Here is a 19,703-nt window from a genome sequence, read left to right as displayed (position 1 = left end):
CCGGCCGTCACAATCGCACCGCGCCCGCTCCCGCCCGCGATTGACCGGATCCGGGCGTTCACCGCCCGGCCCGCTCCCTTTCCACCACCTGCCCAAAGGCGCGCGGCGGCCGCCCCTGCGCACGGGCCCGGGGGCGGGACCCGGACGCGCTCAGGCGACCTGACCGCTGTGGAGTGCGGTGTACGCCCCTCCCCCGGCCAGCAGTTCCTCGTGCGTGCCGATCTCCTGGATGCGGCCCTCGCCCATCACCACGATCCGGTCCGCGCCCCGCACGGTCGACAGCCGGTGCGCCACGACGAAGGTGGTGCGCCCGCGCAGCAGCCGGGCCAGCGCCTGCTGGACGAGCGCCTCCGAGCGGGTGTCCAGCGCCGAGGTGGCCTCGTCGAGGACCAGCACCCGGGGGTCCCTGATCAGGGCGCGGGCGATGGCCAGCCGCTGGCGCTGCCCGCCGGACAGCCGGGCCCCGTGTTCCCCGACCAGGGTGTCCAGGCCCCGCGGCAACCGGTCGACGAACTCCAGGGCGTTGGCGTCGCGCAGGGCGCCGCGCACCGTCTCCTCGTCGGCCTCGTCCATGCCGTAGGCGACGTTCTCCCGGATCGTGCCGTCGAACAGGATGGACTCCTGCGGCACCACCGAGACGAACCGCCGGTACGTGCGCAGGTCGAGGGTGTTCATGTCGTTGCCGTCGAGCAGCAGCCGCCCCGAGGTCGGCCGCAGGAAGCCGATCACCAGGTTGAGGACGGTGGACTTGCCGGCGCCGGACGCGCCGACCAGCGCGATGGTCTCGCCGGGCTCGACGGAGAGCGTGAAGTCGCTGACGGCGGGCCGTCCGTCGCTGTCGTAGAGGTGCCCGACGCCCTCGAAGGCGACGGCTCCGCGCAGTGCGGTCAGCTCCTTCTTGCCCTCGTTGTCCTCCAGTTCGGGGGCCTGCAGCACCTCGCCGACCGAGCGGACGGACTCCAGGCCCTTGGTGATGACGGGGGCCAGACCCGCCAGCGTCGTCGTGGAGTTGGTGAGAGTGGTCAGGAAGGCGCTGAGCATGACGACGTCACCCGCGGTGACGCCCCAGACGTCGTAGTACGAGATCAGCGCGGCGCCCGCGAGCACCAGGACGCCGACCACGTTGAGCACGACCCAGGACAGCGAGCCGAAGCGGCCGTTGACCAGGTCCAGGCGCATCCCGGAGGTCAGCAGCCGGTCCAGGGTGCCGTCCATGCGGCGCAGCGCCTTGCCCTCCAGGCCGTGGGCGCGGGTGACCGGGATGAGCCGGGTCATCTCCGTGACCCGCGAGGACAGGGTCTCCACCTCGTGGCGGAAGCGTTCGTTGTGGGTGCGCAGCCGGGCGCGGAGGCGGGCCACGAGGAGGGAGGCCGCGGGGACCACGACGAGGAAGACGGGCAGGAACTCCGGGGTGCGCACGCCGATGATGACGAGGCCGCCGGTGAGCACGGTGAACGCGCCGAGCCCGGTCTCGGCGGTCTGCTGCACCATCTGCTCCACCGTCTCCACGTCCCGGACCACCTTGGCCTGCAGCACGCCCGCGCTGACCCGCGAGTGGTAGCCGATGGAGAGCTGCTGCATGCGCGTGCACAGCGCGGACCGCAGGGCGGTGCCCATGCGGCGCACGCTGCCGTACAGCAGGCGGACGTAGAGCAGGTGCAGCGGGTAGTTGACCACCAGGATGAACATGATGAGCCCGGTGCCGGCCCACAGGTCGGTGATCGGACCGTGCTGGACCACGGTGTCGACGATGGCGGCGGTGACGAGGGGCAGCAGCCAGATCGGGCTGTGCTTGACGGTGAAGACGGCGACCGCGCCGGCCAGTCGGCGGCGGTCGGCGCGGAACAGGTAGACGAGCGTGCGTATCGGGTGTTCGCCCCGGTAGCGGTGATCGAGCGGCTTTTCCATCGACGACGCCATCGGCGTGGTCCTCCTGGTGACCGAGTGGGGCAAGCGCTTGCTTCCCGCGCTTTCCTACCCTGTCGGCCGGGGGCACGCCACACCGTTCCGCGCCTTGGGAGGGACCCGCGCCTTCTCCCCCGTGGAGGGCGCGGGTCCCGGTCCGTGCAGGGTGCCGGTCTCAGTCCCCGAGGGTGCGGGCGAGTTCGCTGGTGGCGCGCATGATCTCGGTGTCGTCCTCCGCCAGCAGCCGCTCCAGTCCGTCCCGCCGGGCGCGGACGGCCTGCCGCGCCGCGCGCTCCCAGGCCACCGGGTTCTCACGGTGATTGAGCAGCTTGGGGTAGGCGGTGGCGGTGGTCTCCCACTGCCGGGCGTCGGCGATGTTCTTGAGCAGCTGGATGATCTGCGCCCGGCAGCTCACCTGGGGCCGCTGCGCCAGCTCCCACAGGAAGGGCACGGTCGCGGCGGTCGCCTGCTCGACGACGAAGCCGTACTGGCAGATGCGCCTGCGCAGGTCGCCGAGGGCGGCACGGGCGGTTTCGGCGTCGCCCCGGGCGACCTTGCGCAGCAGCCGCGGAATGGCCGCGGCCGAGCCGGTGGAGTCCTGGATGTCGCTCCAGGGCACGCCGTCCAGGCCCGCGAGCAGGGTGGTGGTACGGGGGGAGCCGGGCGGCGTCTGACGGTCGGTGCGCCGGATGCTCGGCTCGGGTGTCGGAGCGCTGCGCATGGTGTGGGGCCCTTCCGCGGCAGTCGGGTCAGGTGAGGGGGCGGGTCGACAACGCGGCCCATACCGTCTTGCCGGCCGGAGGGCGCGGGGTCCAGCCCCACTCCTCGGCGAGGGCGTCGACGATGCACAGGCCGCGTCCGTGCTCCCGGAGTGCGGAGCCGTCGGACGGGTCGAAGCGGGGCGCGTCGTCCCCCGGATCGGAGACGGTCAGCGTCAGCCGGCCGGAGCCCAGGGCGAGTCCGAGCCTGATCTCCGGCCCGTCGGCCGCCGACGGCGGCACCGCATGCGTCAGTGCGTTGGAGACGAGTTCGGTGATCACGAGGACCGCGTCGTCACCGAGGTGGTCGAGCGACCACCCGCGCAGGGTGTCCCGCGTGAAGACCCGGGCCCGGGCGAACCCCTCCCCGCTGCACGCGACGCGCAGTACGGCGGCGGTCGGGCGGCCGCCGAGGGCGGGACGGCTCGTGTACGGGGCGGACGACGGCGGGTCGGCCCGGCCGACGGTGGCTCGCACCGGGTACGGGAGCCCTCCGGAGCGGGTCGTCGCGCCTGCCTCCGACACGGGTTCGCCGGGCGACCGGAGCGTTGGATGCGCAGGTGACGGCACAGCATCTCCCTGATGCGACGTCAGAACAAGGCGTCGACCGAGGGGTTGACGCCACGGCTATTATCCACGGTTAGAGCGCTCGCGTGCAATTGCACGAGAAATTGCGCGAAAAAAGTCGGATGGGGGCGCTCGGGGACCGGTACGACTCGGTCCGCTCCCCCGAACAGCAAGGAGACCGCGGTGCCACCAGTGCGCAACGGAGTGCAGGCCAGCTTGTTGGACGCCTGCTGGAAGAAGAGTCGGCACAGCAACGCCGAGGGCAACTGCGTCGAGGTCGCCCTCGTGGACGGAGGCATCGCGATGCGCAACTCCCGGGATCCCGACGGCCCCGCGCTCGTCTACACACCGGCCGAGGTGGCGGCGTTCCTGGCGGGGGCGAAGGACGGCGAGTTCGACCACCTGGTCTAGGGCGCGGGCGGCGCGGCGGCCCCGGAAGCGGAGCCCAACTACCCGATTTCCGCAGGCGGATGCGGCGGGCCCCGGAGGGATGAGATAGTCTTTCCTTCAAGTCTGCCGGTCTGCTGGGAGTCAGGATGTCCGCCGCGCCGCATCGCATCTCCCGTCTCGAACCCTATCTGGATCGGGCCGAGCCTGCTCCGACCCTGCTGAAGATGCTCGTCGGCGTGCAGCTGGCGGGTTTCCGCGAGGATGCCGACCTCTCCCAGGACCAGGCCGCACGCGCGCTCGGCTTCAGCGCCGCGAAGCTCTCGCGCATCGAGTCGGGCAAGGGCCGCAGGCCTCCCACGGAGACCGACGTCCGGGCGCTGCTGGAGCGGTACGGCACCGATCCGTACGAGGCCTCGGTACTGCTCAAGCTGTTGCAACGGGCGGGCGAACCGGGCTGGTGGCAGCGGTACGACAAGCGCCTGATGCCCGAGTGGTTCGACCGCCTGGTCGGCCTCCAGGAGGCCGCGGCGACCATCCGTACCTTCGAGATCCAGTACGTCCCCGGTCTGCTGCAGACCGAGGCCTACACCGATGCCGTGGTCAGGCGCGGCCTGCCGAACGCACCCGGGAACGAGGTCGGACGCCGGGTCGAACTGCGCAAGCGCCGGACCCAGTTGCTGGACCGCAGGGACGCGCCGCAGCTGTGGGCGATCATCGACGAGTCCGTGCTGCTGCGTGTGCTGGGCAGCCGCGAGATCATGCGCGAGCAGCTCGCCCACCTCGCCGCGATGGCGAAGCTGCCCCATGTGACGCTGCAGATCGTGCCGCTGGACGTGACGAACGCGTCGGCGCCCGCGATCCCCGTCACCTATCTGCGTTTCGGTGGCAGCAGCCTGCCGGACGTGGTCTACCTGGAGCACATCAGGAGCGCCAACTTCCTGGAGGACCAGGACGAGACCGAGGAGTACCGGGTCGCGCTGGACCGGCTGGCCGACGAGGCGCTCACTCCGCGCGAGTCACTGGAGCGGCTGCGCGAGACGATGGTAGCGCGCTACTCCGACAAGTAGCGGCAGCACGGCACGGACGACGAAGGCGGGGGGGGTGACCGGTCCGTCCGCGGTCAGCGCAGACGGCCCAGTCCGCCGAACTCGATCCACTCGTCGGTGAGCTGGCGCGGCGCCACCTCGGTGTCCGGGCGCCAGGTGGAGACCTCCACGAGCCCCGGATCCAGGATGTCCATGCCGTCGAAGAGTGCCTCGACGTCCTTGGGCTCGCGCACCCGGCCCCAGTGGCCCTGCGTCGCCTGGTCCATGAAGTCCGTGACGAACTTCCGTACCTCGGCGTCCTCGCTGACCAGCTGGCACATCACCGCGAAGCTGCCGGGCGCGAGGTGCTCGGTCACCCGGCGGACGACCGCCCGGGGGCCGTCCGTGTCGCTGTCCGGGATGCAGTGGAACACCGAGTTGAACAGCACGGCGACCGGCTGCGAGAAGTCGATCAGGCGCTGGGTGTCCGGGTGGGAGAAGATCTCCTCCGTCGCCCGCATGTCGGCGTGGATGACGGCGGTCTGGTCGTTCTGGTCGAGCAGCGCCCGGCCGTGGACCAGCACCATCGGGTCGTTGTCGACGTAGACGACGCGGGAGTCGGGGGCGACGCGCTGGGCGACCTGGTGCACGTTGTCCTGCGTGGGCAGGCCGGAGCCGTGGTCGAGGAACTGGCGGATGCCGTAGTCCTCGACGAGGATGCGGACGACCCGCTGGAGGAAGCGCCGGTTGTTCAGCGCCAGTCGGCGCGTACTGGGGACGACCTTGTCGAGTTCGCCGACGGCGGCCCGGTCGGCCGCGTAGTTGTCCTTGCCGCCCAGGTAGAAGTCGTACATACGTGCCGCTGTTGGCACGTTGGCGTCGATCTCCGTGGACAGCTGCTTGTCGGCTTGCATCGTTCCCCCAGCTCCGTACGGGCGCCAACTGGACTGGCATGACAGACAGTACATCTTAAAGACCTAGTGGTCAGCCAAACCAGAGGCCGGATCGAGTGGCCGTCAAATAGCTTGTCAATCAGTCCAGTTGACGGCCACTCGATCGGTTCAGCCGCGTCCGGCCAGGTAGGCGTCGACTCCGGGCGCCTTGTGGGCCTCCTCCACGCCGACCAGACCGCCGAGCGCCTTGGCGTCGGGCTTCAGCACGTACGTCGACCGGCTGGCCGGCGCGGTGACGTAGGTGAAGTTCTGCGGGGTGCCGAGGCCGGTGTCGGCGTTCTTCTGCGAGCGGTGCGCCTTGACCACGTCCTGCCGGGTGAGGCTGCCGCCCTCGCAGGCCTTCTTCAGGTCGGCGCCGATCAGCTGGGCGGCGTTGTAGCCGGAGAGCACCCCGGAGTCGACCGGCTCGCCCGGGTACGCCTTCTGGTAGGAGGCGACCATCTTCTTGACGCCCGGCAGGTCGGAGCTGACCGCCGGGGCGGCACTCACCACGTGCACCATGGCTTCCAGCGCCGCCGCCGCGGGCGTCTTCAGCAGCTGCGGCGCGTAGCCGGGCGCGCTGCTGACGATCGGCACCTTCAGACCGCGGGCGGCGGCCACGCCGGCCAGGGAGGCGGTCTGGGCGGGGCCCGCGCTGATCAGGATCGCCTTCACCCCGGCCTTGCTCAGCGCGGACACCTGCGCGGTCAGGTCGGTGTCCGTGGCTTTGATCTTCTGCCCCGCGACCTTCATCCCCGCCTGTTCGGCGGCCCACTCGGAGCCTTCCAGCGCGTTGGCGCCGTAGTCGCCCTCGAAATAGACGTGGCCGATCGTGTCGCCCTCGGTGAGCTTCTTGGTACGGGTGAGGAAGTCGACGGCGGCGATCATGTCGAGGTCGTAGGTGGTGCCGAGGACCTGGACGGAGTCCCGGCCGAGCAGGCTGGCCGCCCAGGCCTGCGGGAAGGTCAGCATGTGGTCGCGCTCGATGTCGTCGAGCAGGGCGGCGACCACCGGGGAGCCGATGACCTGGGGCAGGGCGACGACGTCGGGGGCGATGTCGGCGTAGGCGGTGACCGCCTTCTGCACGTCGTAGCCGTGGTCCTTGACGACGATCTCGACCTCGCGTCCGCAGATGCCGCCCGCGGCGTTGGTCTCGTCGGCCCACATCTGCTGGGCCTGCACGATGCTCTTGCCGAGGGTGGCGTAGGGGCCGGTGAGGTCGGTCAGCGCGCCGAGTCTGATGGTCTTGTCGCTGACTCCGGGGCCGGACTTGACGCCGTCGGCGGCGTCGTCGGTGCTCCCGCCGTCCGCCTTGGAGCTGCAGGCGGTGCCCGCGAGCAGCACGGCGGCCAGGGCCGCGGCCAGGGCGGCGGTCCGGGTGGTGCGGGGCCTGGGGTGCTTGACGTTCACGGGGTGTGCTCCTTGGCTCGTGCGGAGGTGTCGTCGGTGCCGGTGGTGCCTGTAGTGCCGGTGGTGCCGGAAGGGGCGTCGGGGTCGGGGTCGGTCCGGTCGGGTCCGGACGAGGGTCCGGTGCCGGGTGGGCCGGTGACCGGTGGGCGGCGGCGCAGGCGGGCGCGGATGCGGCGGGCCAGTCCGTGCAGGCCGTCGGGGGCGTAGAGGAGGATCACGACGATGGCCGCGCCGTAGAGGTAGCGGGACGCCTCGGTCGGGCCGATCGAGCCGCCGCCGGAACCGGGCGCCGCGACCAGGGGCAGCTGGTCGGCGTAGCGGGTCATCAGCAGGGGCAGCGCGGTGACGAAGACGGCTCCCGCGGTGGCTCCGGCCACCGAGCCGAGGCCGCCGATGACGATCATGGCGAGGTAGTCGACGGAGAGGGCGAGGGAGAAGTAGTCGGGCACCACGCGGCGGAAGGAGAGCGCGAGCAGGACGCCGGCGAGACCCGCGTACATCGAGGAGACGACGAAGGCGGCCGAGCGGTACCGGGCCACGTGCACGCCCATCACGGCCGCCGCGGTCTCGCTGTCGCGCACTGCCGCCAGGGCGCGTCCGGGCCGTCCGCGCAGCAGTCCGCGCGCGGTGAACCAGGTGACGGCGAACAGGGCGAGACCCAGGTACCAGAGCCGTTCCTCGGCGCCGAACGGCACGCCCAGGACGGTGAGTTCGGGGCCGGACTCGGCGAAGGCGAAGCCGCCCAGTTCCAGCGGCGGCACGGAGCGGCCGTTGAAGCCGCCGGTGACGGAGTCCGCGGTGAGCAGGACGTGGTGGCCGAGGAAGACCAGGGCGAGGGTGGCGACGCCGAGGTAGATGCCCTTCACGCGTCCGGCGACGGGGCTGAACAGCCCGCCCGCGGCCCCGGCGAGCAGGACGGCGAGGACGGCGGCGACTGCGGGCGGCAGCCCGGGACCGGGCTCGCCCGCCAGCCAGACGTAGCCGTAGGCGCCGACGGCCAGGAAGAAGGCGTGTCCGAGGGAGAGTTGCCCGGCGGTGCCGCTGAGCAGGCCGAGTCCGACGGCGCCGATGGCCGCGGCCATGGAGAACAGGCCGATGCGCAGCCAGAAGGCGTCGAGGTAGAAGGGCGGGGCGCACAGGAGCAGTGCGGTCAGCAGCAGCGGGCCGCGCCTGAGGAGGAGGGGTCGCGGGTCAGACACGGGCCGCTCCCTTCGCCGCGAAGAGTCCGGCGGGACGCACCAGCAGGACCAGCACCATCACGGCGTACGGGGCGACGTCGCCGAAGCCCTCGCCGAGGACGTGCAGGTCGGACTGGTAACCGGCGACGAACGCCTCGGTGAGGCCGATCAGCATGCTGCCGACCAGGGCGCCGACCGGCGAGGTCATGCCGCCGAGGATGGCGGCCGGGAAGGCCTTCAGCGCGATCTGCCCGGTGGTGCGTTCGAGACCGGGTGCCGGGAAGGCGACCAGGAAGACGGCGGCGAGGGCGGCGAGGGCCCCGGCCAGGCACCAGGCGGCGGTGCGTACGCGGGTGAGCCGTACGCCCATGAGGGCGGCGGCCTCCCGGTCCTCGGCCGCCGCGCGCAGCGACAGGCCCCAGGGGGTGTACCGGAAGAGGGCGAAGGCGCCAGCGATGGCGACGGCGGACACCAGGATCGCGGCGATGCGGCTGTCGGCGACGGTCACCGGACCGAGGTCGGTCACGGCGGAGCCCCAGGGGTCGCCGAGCGGCAGCAGGTCGCCGCCGATGCGCCGGGCGAGGTCGGTGACCAGGACGATGTCGACGCCGATGGTGACGATGGTCTGGACGTGGGCGGCGTGCGGGTCCCTCCCGCCGACGCGTTGCAGCACCAGCCGGTCCAGGGCCCCGGCCACGGCCGCCGTCACGAGCACCGCGACGGCGAGTGCTCCGGCGAAGCCGAGGTCGTCGTGGAGGACGGCGACGAGGTACCCGCCGAGCAGCAGCAGGGAGCCGTGGGTGAAGCTCAGGACGCCGGAGGCCTTGAAGATGGTCACGAAGCCGAGGGCGATCAGGGCGTAGACGGAGCCCAGGGCGAGACCGCCCAGCAGACTGTCCAGGAAGCCGGTCATGCCGCGTCCTCCCCCGTGGTGGCGGTGCCGAGGTAGGCGCGGAGCACCTCGGGATCGCGGCGGACCTGATCGGGGGTGCCATGGGCGACGGCCCGGCCGAAGTCGAGGACGGTGACCTCGTCGGCGAGCCGCATGACCAGGCCCATGTCGTGCTCGACCAGCACGACGGACAGGCCGAGTTCGGCGCGGACCTCCCGGACGACCTCGGTCATGCGGGTGCGTTCGGCGGCGTTCATGCCGGCCACGGGTTCGTCGAGCAGCAGGACACGGGGCTCCAGACACAGGGCGCGGGCGAGTTCCACGCGTTTGCGGTCGCCGTACGACAGCAGCGCGACGGGTGAGTCGAAGTGGGCGCCGAGGCCGGTGAGTCGGGCGATCTCGCGGGCCTTGGCGAGGTGGGCGCGCTGTTCGCGCCGGGCGCGCGGCAGGCGCAGGGCGCTGGCGGTGAAACCGGCGCGGGACAGGGCGTGCCGGCCGAGCATCAGGTTGTCGGCGACGGTGCCCTGGGTGGTGACGATGTTCTGGAAGGTGCGGGCGACGCCCAGGGCGGCGATCCGGTGCGGGGCGAGCCGGGTCAGTTCGGCGGCGCCGAGCCGTACGGTGCCCGCGGTGGGCCGGTACAGGCCCGACAGGACGTTGAAGCAGGTGGACTTGCCGGCGCCGTTGGGGCCGATGACGGCGTGCACGGTGCCGGGGGCGACGGTGAAGGAGACGTCGTCGAGGGCGAGGAGACCGGCGAAGCGCACGGTCACGCCGCGTACGTCGAGGGCGGGCGGTGCGGCGGCGGGGGCGGTCACGCGGCCCCCTTCCCGTCGGCGCCGTCGGTGCTCTCGCCCAGGTAGAGGCGGCGTACGGCATCCGTCCGCGCGAGGTCGGCGGCGGCGCCGGACAGCCGGATCTCGCCGACCTCCAGGACGTGGGCGTGCTCGGCGAGCGACAGGGCCATGCCGGCGTTCTGTTCGACGAGGAGGACGGCGGTGCCCTGGGCGTTGATCTCGCGGACGACCTCGGCGATGCGGTCGACCATCATCGGGGCGAGCCCGAGCGAGGGCTCGTCGAGCAGGAGCAGGCGGGGCGCGGCCATCAGGGCCCGGCCGATGGCGAGCATCTGCTGCTCCCCGCCGGACAGCAGACCCGCGGCCTGGCGGGTGCGCTCGGCGAGCCTCGGGAACAGGGTGAAGACGCGCTCCCTGGCCTCGCGGACCTGGGCGGGGGCGCGACGGTTCAGGCCGAGCCCGCCGGCCCGCAGGTTCTCGTCGACGGTGAGTCCGGCGAAGACCCGCCTGCCCTCGGGCACCTGGACGACTCCGGCGCGTACGGCGGCGACCGGGTCCCGGCCGTCCAGGACCGTGCCGCCGTAGCGGACGCTTCCGGCCGTGATCGCGCCGCGGTGCAGGCGCAGGGTGCCCGAGACGGCCCGCAGCAGCGTCGTCTTGCCGGCGCCGTTGGCTCCGAGCAGCGCGACGACGGCGCCGTGCGGGACGGTCAGGGACACGGAGCGGAGGGCGGACAGTGCGCGCCCGTACGTGACGTCGAGGCTCTCGACGTGCAGCGCGGGCGCGCCGTCCGGTGGTGCTGCGGGCATCGCGGCTCCTTGGGACCGGGCCGGAACGGCACGGTGACGGGTGAAGGGGGAGCTCACGACAGCACGGACCCAGGGGGCCGTACAGGGTGGTCGGGCAGGGTCGCTGCGGGGTCCCAGTCCACGGGCGCCGAGTCTGTGCGGATGCCCAGCAGCACGGCCCGCGGGCCCGCCCCCCGGCACCCTCACCGACGGCGCCGCACGGGACACCGCGGTCGTCCTGCGCGGCGCACCGGCCGGGACGGCCGACGGGCAGGGCAGCCCCGAACGGCCGGACGCACCGCCGCCCGGCTGCGGCGCTGGATCCTGGGGGCGGTGCGAGAGGGCGGTGCGAGAGCCCGCCCCCAGGCCGCCGCACCGACGGGGTGACGAACGGGGCCCAACGGCGACCCCCTGCGGCGCCCACCCGCACGCCGCGAGACCACCTGCCGCAGCAACGGCCCGGGAAAGCCGAGCGCCGCGCACCGGACGGGGGCAGGGCGGGTCCGGACGGCGGTGCCTCAGTCGTGCAGGACGCGTCGCGCCGTCAGGGCCAGGCTGAACTCGACGAGGTCGGCCGGGCGGGCCAGGGAGCGGCCGGTGAGCTGTTCGCAGCGGCGAAGGCGGTTGAGGACCGTGTTGCGGTGGCAGTAGAGGCGTTCGCCGGCGCGCTGGGCCGAACCGTCGCAGTCGAGCCAGGTGGTGAGGGTGTCGAGGAGCACCTCGCGGTCGGCGGACTCCAGGCGGAGCAGGGGACCGAGCACCTTCTCGGCGAGGGCCCGGCCCAGCTCGGCGCTGGAGACGACCAGGGCGGCGGGGAGCTGGTCGGCCAGTCGTACGGTGCCCCCGGCCGGTGGGCAGATGGCCAGGGCCGTGTCCGCGAGGCGACGGGCGTCACCGACGGCGGCGAGTCCGTCGACCGGGCTGCCGACACCGACCCGGAGACCCGGGACGGGGACGCCCTGCGCGGCCTCCGGCTGGTGCGGTTCCGGGAGCCCGTCGTGGTCGCCGAGCGAGACGATGCCGTAGTCGGCCTCCGCCCCGGCGTGCCAGTGGACCCGGCTCCCGGGCGGTACGGCGGCGCGGGCGGCGTCGGGCCGGGCCGGTGGCCCGCCGGAGACGGCGACGACGACGTACCGGCCGTGCTCCGAAAGGCCGAGGGCCCGGGCGGCCTCGGGCAGGTCGGCGATGCGGCCGGTGCCGTCGAGCAGGCCGGCGGCCAGCTGCCGGACCCGGTTCTCGCGGCGCCGGCCGATCTGCCACTCGGTCTGCCGGTAGGCGTCCGCGACGAGGGTGCAGTGCTCGTCGACGAAGTTCCACACGTCCGCGGCCACGTGCACGAGGAGCCGCACGTCCTCCGGAGCGGCCCTGGAGGTCTCCTCGACCAGCCGCTGCCACACCAGCGAGCCGCCCAGGCGGAAGGCGTGCAGCAGGGCGTCCAGCGGGAGTCCCTGCTCCGCGCGGGCGGCGCCGATCCGCCAGGAGCAGCGGCGGGCCGCGTCCCGGGCGCCGCGCGGGTCGAGCAGCGAGGCGACGCTGTGCCGCAGGGAGCGGTGGGCCTCCTGCCAGGTGGCGGTGGGGTCCTTGGTGAGGGCGGCCCGGTAGGCGGGCTCCTGCTCCCGCAGCAGCGCCGTCAGCCGGTCGGTCAGGTCGGGCAGGTCGTCGAGCAGGGCGCGGGCGGCCCGGTGCAGGACACGCAGGGCGTCGGCGTCGATCAACGACGTGACTCCGGGTGTCCGCGGGCGTGGAACGGGCGTCAGCCCGGTGCGGATCGCTGCTCGTGACCGTACGGCGTGCTGCATCGCGGTCCTCCCCGGGGCAGGGCTTGCGGAGGCGCCTTCCCGCGACGGGCCGTCCCGCCGCGCCGGGCCTGCCCCCTGACTCGTCCTGCCCCGAAGGATGGCATACCGTCCGGTCGGTCCCTAGGGTTGTGCACCGGTCTTTTCCTGGTGTCCGGCTCGACGCGCGTCCTGGGCCGCCTTCGCCGCCTGCGCCCGTTCGGCCTGCCCGACCATGCGGGCCAGCTCCAGGCGGGACCGTACGCCGAGGGCGGCGAAGACCTTGCGGAGGTGGTAGTCGACGGTGCGGGTGCTCACCCCGAGGGTCAGCGCGACCTCGCGATTGGTGGCGCCCTCGGCGACCTGCCGGGCGATGCGCAGTTGCTGCGGGGTCAGGCGGCCGAGGCGGGCCGGTGTTCCGGCGCCGGCGTCCGGGCCCCGCGGGGCCGCCCCGAGGGCGCGGAGTTCGTCGCGTGCCTGCGCGGCCCAGACGCCGGCGCCGCAGCGCTCGAAGCCGGCCAGCGCGGTGCCGAGGCGGCCGCGGGCCTCACGGGGTCTGCGGCGCCGGCGCAGCCACTTGCCGTACAGCAGCGCGGTGCGGGCCCGCTCGAAGTCGCCGCCCGCCTCGTCGTGCCGGTCGAGGGCCCGGCGGTAGAGGGCGTCGGCCTGCTCCGCGGGGGCGAGGAGGGCGTGGCAGCGGGCGAGTTGGGCGGCGGCCTGCGGATCGGCGCCGAACGCCGCCCAGTCGGCGAAGTCCGGGAGGACCCCGCGGGCGTCCTCGTCGCGTCCGGCGAGCACGGCGGCCTCCACGAAGCAGGGCACGGCCAGCCGCCACACCGCGAAGTGGCCCCGCCCCGGTCCGGGCAGGACCAGGAGTCCGAGCCGGTCGGCCGCGTCGAAGGGGCGCCCCCGGCCGAGGTCGGCGCGGGCCGCCGCCCACTGGGCGAGGGTGGCCGCCTGGGCGAGGCCGTGCCGCCGGGCCGTCTCCAGCGCGGCCGTGACGTGCCGGGCGACGGCGTCCGGCTCCTCCTCGATCGACGCGGCGAGCGCCAGCACCGCCCGGTGGTGGGCCGCCGTGTTGCGCTGCCCGGCCCGCAGCGCGGTGCGCAGCCCCTCCTCCGCGTGGGTACGGGCCTGCGGGTGCCGGCCGGCGCGCAGTTCGGCGTAGGCGAGGTACTCCAGTGCCTGCGGGACCAGCGCGTCCGACCCGAGCTGCCGGGCCGCGGCCAGCGCCCGGGCTCCGTCGCTGCGGGCGGCGTCCACGTCCCCGAGCAGCAGCGCCGCCGCGGCCGACCGCAGCAGCGTCTCCGGCCGGTCCCCGGTCCTGCCCCGCCGGACCACCTGCCCGAGCGGTGCTCCGGCCCGGTCGAGCCGTCCCTCGAGCAGCGCCCGCATCCCGACCCGGTGGTCGCGAACGACGGCGGCCGTGCGGGCCGCGAGGCCACGGGCCGCCGCGGGGCCGTCGGGCCCGTGGGACCCGTGGGACCCGTGGGACGGGTGCTCGGCGCGGAGAGGGGACTGGGACTGGGACTGGTACCGGGGGGCGAGGGTGGCCAGGCACGCCGGCAGGTCGCCCGCCGCCCAGGCCGCGTCGGCGGCGGCCAGTGCGGCCGTCGCGGCCTCGGCCGGATCGTCCGCGGCGAGCAGGGACGCGGCCAGCAGCAGAGACTGGTGGGCGTCACCGACCGGACCGTCCCGCAGTTCCGTCACGCCGCGCAACAGCTCGGCCCGTCCCCGTACGGCGGCGGGGGCGGCGCGGTCACGGGCCGCGGCGAGCAGGGGGCGCGCCCGTTCGGGTCGTCCGGCGAGCAGGGCCTGCTCGGCCGCGGCGGTGTAGCGCTCCGCCCGCCGCGCCCCGTCGGCCGTCAGCTCGGCGGCACGGGCGTACGCGGTCGCGCGCAGCCGGTGCGAGGCGGGCACCGCGCCGTCGGCAGCCGTCGCCGCCAGCAGGTCCGCCGACGCGGGTGCGGGCGCGGGCCCGCACAGGGACCAGGAGCGGTGCAACAGCGCCGTGAGCCGGTGGCCGCCGCCGTCCAGCGCGTCGGCCAGCGCGCGGTGCACGGCGCGACGCCGGTCCGCGTCGGCGGTGGCGTGCACCGTTCGGCGGACCAGCGGGCTGCGGAAGCGGAGCCCGTCGCCGGCCGGGACGAGCTGCTCGGGCAGCGGTTCCGCACCGGCGTCGGGACCGGGCTCCGGGGCCGGTCGCAGGCGCCGCAGCGCGTCGCGGACCAGACCGGCGTCGGCGTCCGCCCCGTCCGAGGCCTCTCCGGCCGCCGCCACCGTCAGCAGCAGGTCCCGCGCATGGGCGGACGGTCCGGTCGGCACACCGCCCGCGGCCTCGGCGAGGGCCGCCGCGTCGGCCAGCGGACTGGGCAGCGGCCGGTGCCCGCGCAGCTCGGCGGGTGACAGGCGGCGCACGAGGGCGACGAGCAGGGCCGGGTTCCCCTCCGCCTCGGCCAGGAGCTGCTCGCGGACCGCCGGTGCGGCGAGGCCGTCGGTCAGGTCGTCGAGCAGGGCGGCGGCCCGCGCCGGTGCCAGCGGGTCCAGGTGCACGACGGGCAGCCGGGCGAACTCCGGGTCGACGGCACGGTCCGAGGCGACGGAGAGCAGCAGGCCGACCCGGCCGGCGGTGGACAGGCGCCGCGCCGCACGGGCGAGCGCGGTCCGGGCCGGCGTATCCCACCGGTGGGCGTCGTCCACACACACGAGTACCGGCGCCGCGACGGCCGCCGCCCGCAGGGTGTCGAGCAGTTGCCCGGCGGTGAGGTGCGCGTGCACGTCGGGGCCGGGACCGAGGTGGAGTACGGGACCGGCCCGGAAGGAGCGGGCGGCCCACTGGAGCAGAGTGGTCCGCCCGAGTCCCGGTTCGCCGGCCAGGAGGAGCCGGCCGCCGTGGGTGGGCAGCGCGTCCAGCATCGCGCGCAGCGCCCTGCGTTGCACGCTCCGGCCGTGGACCCGCACGGCCGTGGGTACGGTCGTCTGTCCGGTCATTCCCGGGAGGTTACGCGCGCGTAACCCGGCGCGGAAGGCGTCGATCCGCCCTCGCCCGTCCGGGCATCGCCGCTGTCACCTGCGGTTGTGCGCCCGGGTGGGCGGCACGGGCACTGTGCCGGCGCCCAACGGGCACCGGTCCCGGTCGTGCGCCGGCACAGCGGAGGGGGTCAGGAACCGTGCGGGCAGTTGCCCCGGTACTCCTCTATCGTCAGGCTCGGCCGCGGCAGCGGGCACAGGAACTGCTCGTAGCGGGTGTCGTCGTCGATGAACCGCTTGAGCCAGGAGACGCTGTACTTCGCGATCGTCGTGTTGGACGTGTTGGGCGAGAAGTGGGTCGCGTTGTTCAGCTCCAGATAGGCCCGGTCGGTCGACGAGGGCAGGCCGGAGTAGAACGGTTCGGCGTGCGAGGCCACGGGGGCGATCGTGTCGCCGTCGGCCCCGACGACCAGCGTCGGCGTGCTCACCTCCGGCCAGCTCTTGTCCAGGTTCCAGGGGGTGAGGGGGATCGCCGCCTGGAGCGAGGGCCGGGACTTGGCGGCCTCCAGGGTGCCGCCGCCGCCCATGGAGTGGCCCATGACGCCGAGTCGGCCGCTGTCGATCCGGCCGCGGACGGAGCTGCGCCCGGTCAGGTAGTCCAGGGCGGCCAGCAGTTGCCGCCCGCGGGAGGCGGGCTGGTCCAGCGTGGTGTTGGTGTCGATGGTGAAGACCACGAAGCCCTGGGAGGCCAGCCGCGGCCCGAGCCAGGCCATGGAGGACTGGTACGCGGTGAAGCCGGGTGCGATCGCGACGGCACCGAACGTGCCGTCGCTGGTGCTGGTCGGGTAGTAGATGGTGCCGCCGCCGAATCCGGTGACCGCGAGCGAGGAGACGCTGGTGTCGGCCACGGAGTAGGGGCCGCGCAGGGCTTCGATGCTGGACTCGGTGGGCGCCGGGCCGCGCTCGTACGGGTTGTCGGCGGCCTGGGCGCCCGGGCCGGTGAGGGTGCCGAGCACGAGGGCCGCGGCCACGGCCGCCGTCACGCCGGCCAGCCGCCGCCGGATGCCCCGCAGGACGGGGCGCGCGGCCCCGGGGGCGGCGTGGGTGTGGGGGTTCTGCTGCACGAGGGGGTGTCCTCTCGGTCGTGGCGACCGGTCCGGCCCGGCGACGCACACGGCCCGCAACGCGTGGGGTCGCGTCCGGGCCGTCCGCCGGGCGGACCTCGCCGATGGGTTGGCGTTGCCACTGTCGAGGGGCGGAACGGGCCGGGGGATCGGCAATTTCACCGGTCTCGTACGACGCCGGCGGTACGGCCTCCCAGGGGGCGGACGCCGGGCCCGGGACGGCGGGGCACGGGGCCCGGTACGGCTCGGCCGAGCCCGCGGTGCCCTCCGCACTGTCCGCACGCCCCGAAGGTGTGACACGCTCGGCGTCGGCCGGGCTGTCGCACGCCGGTCGTCCTGGAGGATCGTCGGCCGGCCCGTCGTCGGGGCGGCACCGTGGAGAGGCGACGGGATGCGCATCGGACTGCTCGGCACCGGCCCCTGGGCGGACATGGCGCACGCCCCCGCCCTGGCCGGGCACGACGCCCTGGACTTCGCGGGGGTGTGGGGCCGCCGCCCGGACGCCGCCGAGGAGCTGGCAGAGCGGCACGGCACCCGGGCCTACGCCGACGTCGACGCCCTGCTGGCCGACGTGGAGGCCGTGGCCGTCGCGCTGCCCCCGGCCGTACAGGCCGACCTCGCGGTCCGCGCGGCGCGGGCCGGGTGCCATCTGCTGCTCGACAAGCCGCTCGCGGCGACGGTGGCGCGGGGGCGGGCGGTGGTGGAGGCGGTGCGAGCGGCGGACGTCGCCTCGGTGGTCTTCTTCACCACCCGGTTCCAGCCCGAGACCGAGGCGTGGATCACCGAACAGGCGGCCGGGGACGGCTGGTTCACCGCCCGGGCGCAGTGGCTGGGCGCCGTGTTCGGCGGCGGGGACAGTCCGTTCGCCGACTCGCCGTGGCGGCGGGAGAAGGGTGCCCTGTGGGACGTGGGGCCGCACGCCCTGTCCGTGCTGCTGCCGGTGCTCGGTGACGCCCGGCGGGTGGCGGCGGCCGCGCCGGGACCCGGCGACACCGTCCATCTGGTCCTCGACCACACGGGCGGCGCGTCCAGCACGCTCACGCTCAGCCTCACGGCGCCGCCCGCCGCGGCGGGCGCCGCGGTGGAGCTGCGCGGCCGGGCCGGGGTGACGCTGCTCCCGGAGACCACGGAGGGTCCGGTGCCGGCCCTGCGGCGGGCCGCGGACGCGCTGCTCGCCGCCGCCGGTGGCGGGCGCCCGCATCCGTGCGACGCCGCGTTCGGACTGCGGGTCACCGAGATCCTCGCCGAGGCCGAGGACCTGCTGACCGGCCGGGGATGAGCGCCGTCAGCCCTCGGTCCGCGCCGGCCCGAGGGGTTCGTCGCTCCACCGGAACCAGGCCCGGTCGCCCTTGATGTGCAGCAGGAACTCGGCGACCGGCCCGTCGGGCGACACCAGCCGCACCCGCCGTTCGATCTCGTCGTGGACCGCCGCCCACCGCTTCCAGTGCTCCGCGTCGTCCGCTTGTGCGAGGGCGAGTTCGCGGGCGAACAGATCGCGGACGGCGCCGTAGGCCGGACCCGCGCTGAACCGGCCCGACAGCCAGGGGAAGTCGGCCTCGTCGATCCGGATCTCCCCGATGTCGCCGGACTCCGCGTCGGCCGTCCGGCCCGCGTCCGGCGTCCGGCGCACGTGCCAGACCTCGCCCTCGAATCCCATGCCGCCTCCGCCGTACCCGCGTCGCCCGTGGCCGTGGGGGCCAGCATGTCATCCGGCACCGGCGACCGGCCGCCTGCGCCGCGCGCCGCGGGTTGGCCGATTAAGCGCGCCTTAAACACCGGTTAAGCGTTCCCCGCTCCACGTCACGCACCCCAAGTCCCAGCTGGGACAACGGGTTTGGAGCAGAGTACGGACGGTTGGCCGGGCCGGCCGTGCTGCGTACCATCGCCGCACCGCGTGAGAGCGCTCTCAGGCACTGCCAGGCCCCGATCACTGGAGACCCCCACATGACTCCTCGTCACCAGCGTCCGCTCGCCCGCCGCAAGCTGCTCGTCGCCCTCGGCGGGGCGGTCGTGGCCGCACCGGTCGCCGCCGCCGTCGCCCCGCACGCCCTCGCGGGCATCGGCTCGGACGGCTCGGCCCCCGCGGCCGCCGGCACCCTGCCGCTGACGATCGTCAACGACACCGGCTCCTTCGGCAACGCCGACGTGCACGTCTACATCGTCGGCAACGTGGACGGCCGGCAGGTGCGGGTCACCCCCGACGGCACCGTCGCCCCCGTGTCCCTCTCCGACAACGGCGCCGACGGCTACACCGACTACGCGATCGGCCTCGCCGGCAGCGGCGAGACCAGGCTCGACCTGCCCCGCCTCTCCGGCCGGATCTACGTGTCCCTGGGCGAGAAGCTGAAGTTCAAGGTCGTCGCGGACGGCGCGGGGAACGCCGCGCTGCAGTACCCGGCGGGCTGGGTCGAGTCCGACCCCAACTACGCGGTGCTGCACGACTGCGCGGAGTTCACGCACAACGCCGCCGGGATGTTCTGCAACACCACCATGGTCGACATGTTCAGCGTGCCGCTCGCCATCCGGCTGACCGGTGCCGACGACCGGACCACCGGCACCGTACGTCCGGGTGGCCGGGCGGCCGTGTTCGAGGCGGTGCGGAAGGTGGAGGAGTTCGCGCCGCTGGTCGTGGACGACACCCGGGTGATCGCCCCCGGCCACGGTCTTGACGCCGGTCTGTTCCCCAAGGACTACCTCGCCCCGTACATCGACGAGGTGTGGAGCACCTACACCGGCAAGGACCTGAGGATCACCACCAACGCCGGGACCTTCACCGGCCGGGTGCGCGGGGACCGGCTGACCTTCGACGGGCCCGCCCAGGTGTCCTTCGCCAAGCCGTCCACCCGGGACGTGCTCTTCTGCGACGGCAACCTCGCCGCCCCCAACGACGGTACGACCGGTCCCGTCGCCGCGGTCCTCGGCGCCGGTTTCAACCGCTCCACGCTGGTCTCCTCCGCCGAACAGCCCACGACCGACCCCGCGACGTTCTACGGGACCGCGCTGACCAACCACTACGCGAAGGCGGTGCACGCGGCCACCGAGGACGGCCGGGCGTACGGCTTCGCCTTCGACGACGTGGCCGACTTCGCCTCCTACATCCAGGACACCGCGCCCACCGGCCTCCGGCTGACGCTCGGCGCCTTCTAGGACCCGTCCGACCACGTTCCGGCCACGCCCGCCCGACGCCTCTCC

The 19,703-nt window shown here is 74.3% G+C and carries 17 protein-coding genes; 4 read left to right on the top strand and 13 right to left on the bottom strand.

All coding sequences use genetic code 11. From position 1 onward, the window contains the following. Positions 1 to 150: 150 nt before the first annotated feature. The 3 genes from ACFV9J_RS22230 to ACFV9J_RS22220 form a co-directional block, all read right to left on the bottom strand. Positions 151 to 1,920 (bottom strand): ABC transporter ATP-binding protein, encoded by a 1,770-nt coding sequence (locus tag ACFV9J_RS22230; protein ID WP_385356554.1) that lies wholly within the window; start codon positions 1,918 to 1,920, stop codon positions 151 to 153. Positions 1,921 to 2,080: 160 nt separating this feature from the next. After that, the gene (locus ACFV9J_RS22225) at positions 2,081 to 2,626 is read right to left on the bottom strand and encodes a hypothetical protein (RefSeq protein WP_385356553.1); all 546 of its coding nucleotides are present in this window, start codon (positions 2,624 to 2,626) and stop codon (positions 2,081 to 2,083) included. Positions 2,627 to 2,654: 28 nt separating this feature from the next. Beyond that, positions 2,655 to 3,233, bottom strand: coding sequence for an ATP-binding protein (locus ACFV9J_RS22220; protein WP_385356551.1), 579 nt, complete (start codon positions 3,231 to 3,233; stop codon positions 2,655 to 2,657). Positions 3,234 to 3,413: 180 nt separating this feature from the next. Between ACFV9J_RS22220 and ACFV9J_RS22215 the strand changes: the two genes are divergently transcribed. Continuing rightward, a complete protein-coding gene (locus tag ACFV9J_RS22215) occupies positions 3,414 to 3,641 on the top strand; it encodes a DUF397 domain-containing protein (protein WP_003978159.1) in 228 nt (75 codons plus the stop codon). A 125-nt stretch (positions 3,642 to 3,766) separates the two neighbouring features. Continuing rightward, the gene (locus ACFV9J_RS22210; protein ID WP_385356549.1) at positions 3,767 to 4,687 is read left to right on the top strand and encodes a helix-turn-helix domain-containing protein; all 921 of its coding nucleotides are present in this window, start codon (positions 3,767 to 3,769) and stop codon (positions 4,685 to 4,687) included. Between the two features lie 53 nt (positions 4,688 to 4,740). Here ACFV9J_RS22210 and ACFV9J_RS22205 read toward each other — a convergent pair whose 3' ends face one another. The 9 genes from ACFV9J_RS22205 to ACFV9J_RS22165 all read right to left on the bottom strand — a co-directional run bounded on the left by ACFV9J_RS22205 (position 4,741) and on the right by ACFV9J_RS22165 (position 16,511). Next, positions 4,741 to 5,559, bottom strand: a complete 819-nt coding sequence (locus tag ACFV9J_RS22205; RefSeq protein ID WP_385356548.1) for an SAM-dependent methyltransferase — start codon at positions 5,557 to 5,559, stop codon at positions 4,741 to 4,743. A gap of 147 nt (positions 5,560 to 5,706) precedes the next feature. Further along, positions 5,707 to 6,987: an ABC transporter substrate-binding protein gene (locus tag ACFV9J_RS22200; RefSeq protein WP_385356547.1), complete on the bottom strand. Its 1,281-nt coding sequence runs from the start codon at positions 6,985 to 6,987 to the stop codon at positions 5,707 to 5,709. Then, complete coding sequence (locus ACFV9J_RS22195) at positions 6,984 to 8,186, bottom strand: branched-chain amino acid ABC transporter permease (RefSeq protein WP_385356546.1); 1,203 nt, start codon at positions 8,184 to 8,186, stop codon at positions 6,984 to 6,986. The genes ACFV9J_RS22200 and ACFV9J_RS22195 overlap by 4 nt, the downstream gene beginning before the upstream one ends. Beyond that, a complete protein-coding gene (locus ACFV9J_RS22190; protein WP_385356544.1) occupies positions 8,179 to 9,078 on the bottom strand; it encodes a branched-chain amino acid ABC transporter permease in 900 nt (299 codons plus the stop codon). Before ACFV9J_RS22190 ends, ACFV9J_RS22195 begins: the two co-directional genes overlap by 8 nt. After that, positions 9,075 to 9,875 carry an ABC transporter ATP-binding protein gene (locus ACFV9J_RS22185; RefSeq protein ID WP_385356543.1) on the bottom strand — a complete coding sequence of 267 codons (801 nt, stop codon included), beginning with the start codon at positions 9,873 to 9,875 and terminating at the stop codon, positions 9,075 to 9,077. Before ACFV9J_RS22185 ends, ACFV9J_RS22190 begins: the two co-directional genes overlap by 4 nt. Next, complete coding sequence (locus ACFV9J_RS22180) at positions 9,872 to 10,663, bottom strand: ABC transporter ATP-binding protein (RefSeq protein ID WP_385356542.1); 792 nt, start codon at positions 10,661 to 10,663, stop codon at positions 9,872 to 9,874. Before ACFV9J_RS22180 ends, ACFV9J_RS22185 begins: the two co-directional genes overlap by 4 nt. A gap of 497 nt (positions 10,664 to 11,160) precedes the next feature. Continuing rightward, positions 11,161 to 12,441, bottom strand: a complete 1,281-nt coding sequence (locus ACFV9J_RS22175; RefSeq protein ID WP_385356541.1) for a PucR family transcriptional regulator — start codon at positions 12,439 to 12,441, stop codon at positions 11,161 to 11,163. 120 nt (positions 12,442 to 12,561) lie between these two features. After that, on the bottom strand, positions 12,562 to 15,408 hold the full coding sequence (locus tag ACFV9J_RS22170; RefSeq protein WP_385356539.1) for a LuxR C-terminal-related transcriptional regulator: 2,847 nt from the start codon (positions 15,406 to 15,408) through the stop codon (positions 12,562 to 12,564). Positions 15,409 to 15,578: 170 nt separating this feature from the next. Then, positions 15,579 to 16,511 carry an alpha/beta hydrolase family protein gene (locus ACFV9J_RS22165; RefSeq protein WP_385356538.1) on the bottom strand — a complete coding sequence of 311 codons (933 nt, stop codon included), beginning with the start codon at positions 16,509 to 16,511 and terminating at the stop codon, positions 15,579 to 15,581. Positions 16,512 to 16,902: 391 nt separating this feature from the next. Here ACFV9J_RS22165 and ACFV9J_RS22160 point away from each other — a divergent pair, with 391 nt between their 5' ends. Then, complete coding sequence (locus ACFV9J_RS22160) at positions 16,903 to 17,790, top strand: Gfo/Idh/MocA family protein (RefSeq protein WP_385356537.1); 888 nt, start codon at positions 16,903 to 16,905, stop codon at positions 17,788 to 17,790. A 6-nt stretch (positions 17,791 to 17,796) separates the two neighbouring features. Here ACFV9J_RS22160 and ACFV9J_RS22155 read toward each other — a convergent pair whose 3' ends face one another. Next, positions 17,797 to 18,168, bottom strand: coding sequence for a hypothetical protein (locus ACFV9J_RS22155; protein WP_385356535.1), 372 nt, complete (start codon positions 18,166 to 18,168; stop codon positions 17,797 to 17,799). A gap of 287 nt (positions 18,169 to 18,455) precedes the next feature. On the opposite strand from ACFV9J_RS22155, the gene ACFV9J_RS22150 reads away from it, so the two are divergent. Beyond that, positions 18,456 to 19,658, top strand: a complete 1,203-nt coding sequence (locus tag ACFV9J_RS22150; RefSeq protein ID WP_385356534.1) for a glycoside hydrolase family 64 protein — start codon at positions 18,456 to 18,458, stop codon at positions 19,656 to 19,658. The last annotated feature ends 45 nt before the right edge of the window (positions 19,659 to 19,703 follow it).

Source organism: Streptomyces sp. NPDC059906, assembly GCF_042730645.1.
In the GTDB taxonomy this organism is placed as follows: Bacteria; Actinomycetota; Actinomycetes; order Streptomycetales; family Streptomycetaceae; genus Streptomyces; species Streptomyces rubrogriseus.
Note: the sequence above shows the minus strand (reverse complement) of the source record. Positions and strands in the feature narration are given on the sequence as shown.

Excerpts from the sequence above, each read along its gene's own strand:
- ACFV9J_RS22230 (WP_385356554.1), bottom strand. The coding sequence starts at position 1,920 with ATGGCGTCGTCGATGGAAAAGCCGCTCGATCACCGCTACCGGGGCGAA.
- ACFV9J_RS22225 (WP_385356553.1), bottom strand. The coding sequence starts at position 2,626 with ATGCGCAGCGCTCCGACACCCGAGCCGAGCATCCGGCGCACCGACCGT.
- ACFV9J_RS22210 (WP_385356549.1), top strand. The coding sequence starts at position 3,767 with ATGTCCGCCGCGCCGCATCGCATCTCCCGTCTCGAACCCTATCTGGAT.
- ACFV9J_RS22205 (WP_385356548.1), bottom strand. The coding sequence starts at position 5,559 with ATGCAAGCCGACAAGCAGCTGTCCACGGAGATCGACGCCAACGTGCCA.
- ACFV9J_RS22190 (WP_385356544.1), bottom strand. The coding sequence starts at position 9,078 with ATGACCGGCTTCCTGGACAGTCTGCTGGGCGGTCTCGCCCTGGGCTCC.
- ACFV9J_RS22180 (WP_385356542.1), bottom strand. The coding sequence starts at position 10,663 with ATGCCCGCAGCACCACCGGACGGCGCGCCCGCGCTGCACGTCGAGAGC.
- ACFV9J_RS22175 (WP_385356541.1), bottom strand. The coding sequence starts at position 12,441 with ATGCAGCACGCCGTACGGTCACGAGCAGCGATCCGCACCGGGCTGACG.
- ACFV9J_RS22170 (WP_385356539.1), bottom strand. The coding sequence starts at position 15,408 with ATGACCGGACAGACGACCGTACCCACGGCCGTGCGGGTCCACGGCCGG.
- ACFV9J_RS22160 (WP_385356537.1), top strand. The coding sequence starts at position 16,903 with ATGCGCATCGGACTGCTCGGCACCGGCCCCTGGGCGGACATGGCGCAC.
- ACFV9J_RS22155 (WP_385356535.1), bottom strand. The coding sequence starts at position 18,168 with ATGGGATTCGAGGGCGAGGTCTGGCACGTGCGCCGGACGCCGGACGCG.
- ACFV9J_RS22150 (WP_385356534.1), top strand. The coding sequence starts at position 18,456 with ATGACTCCTCGTCACCAGCGTCCGCTCGCCCGCCGCAAGCTGCTCGTC.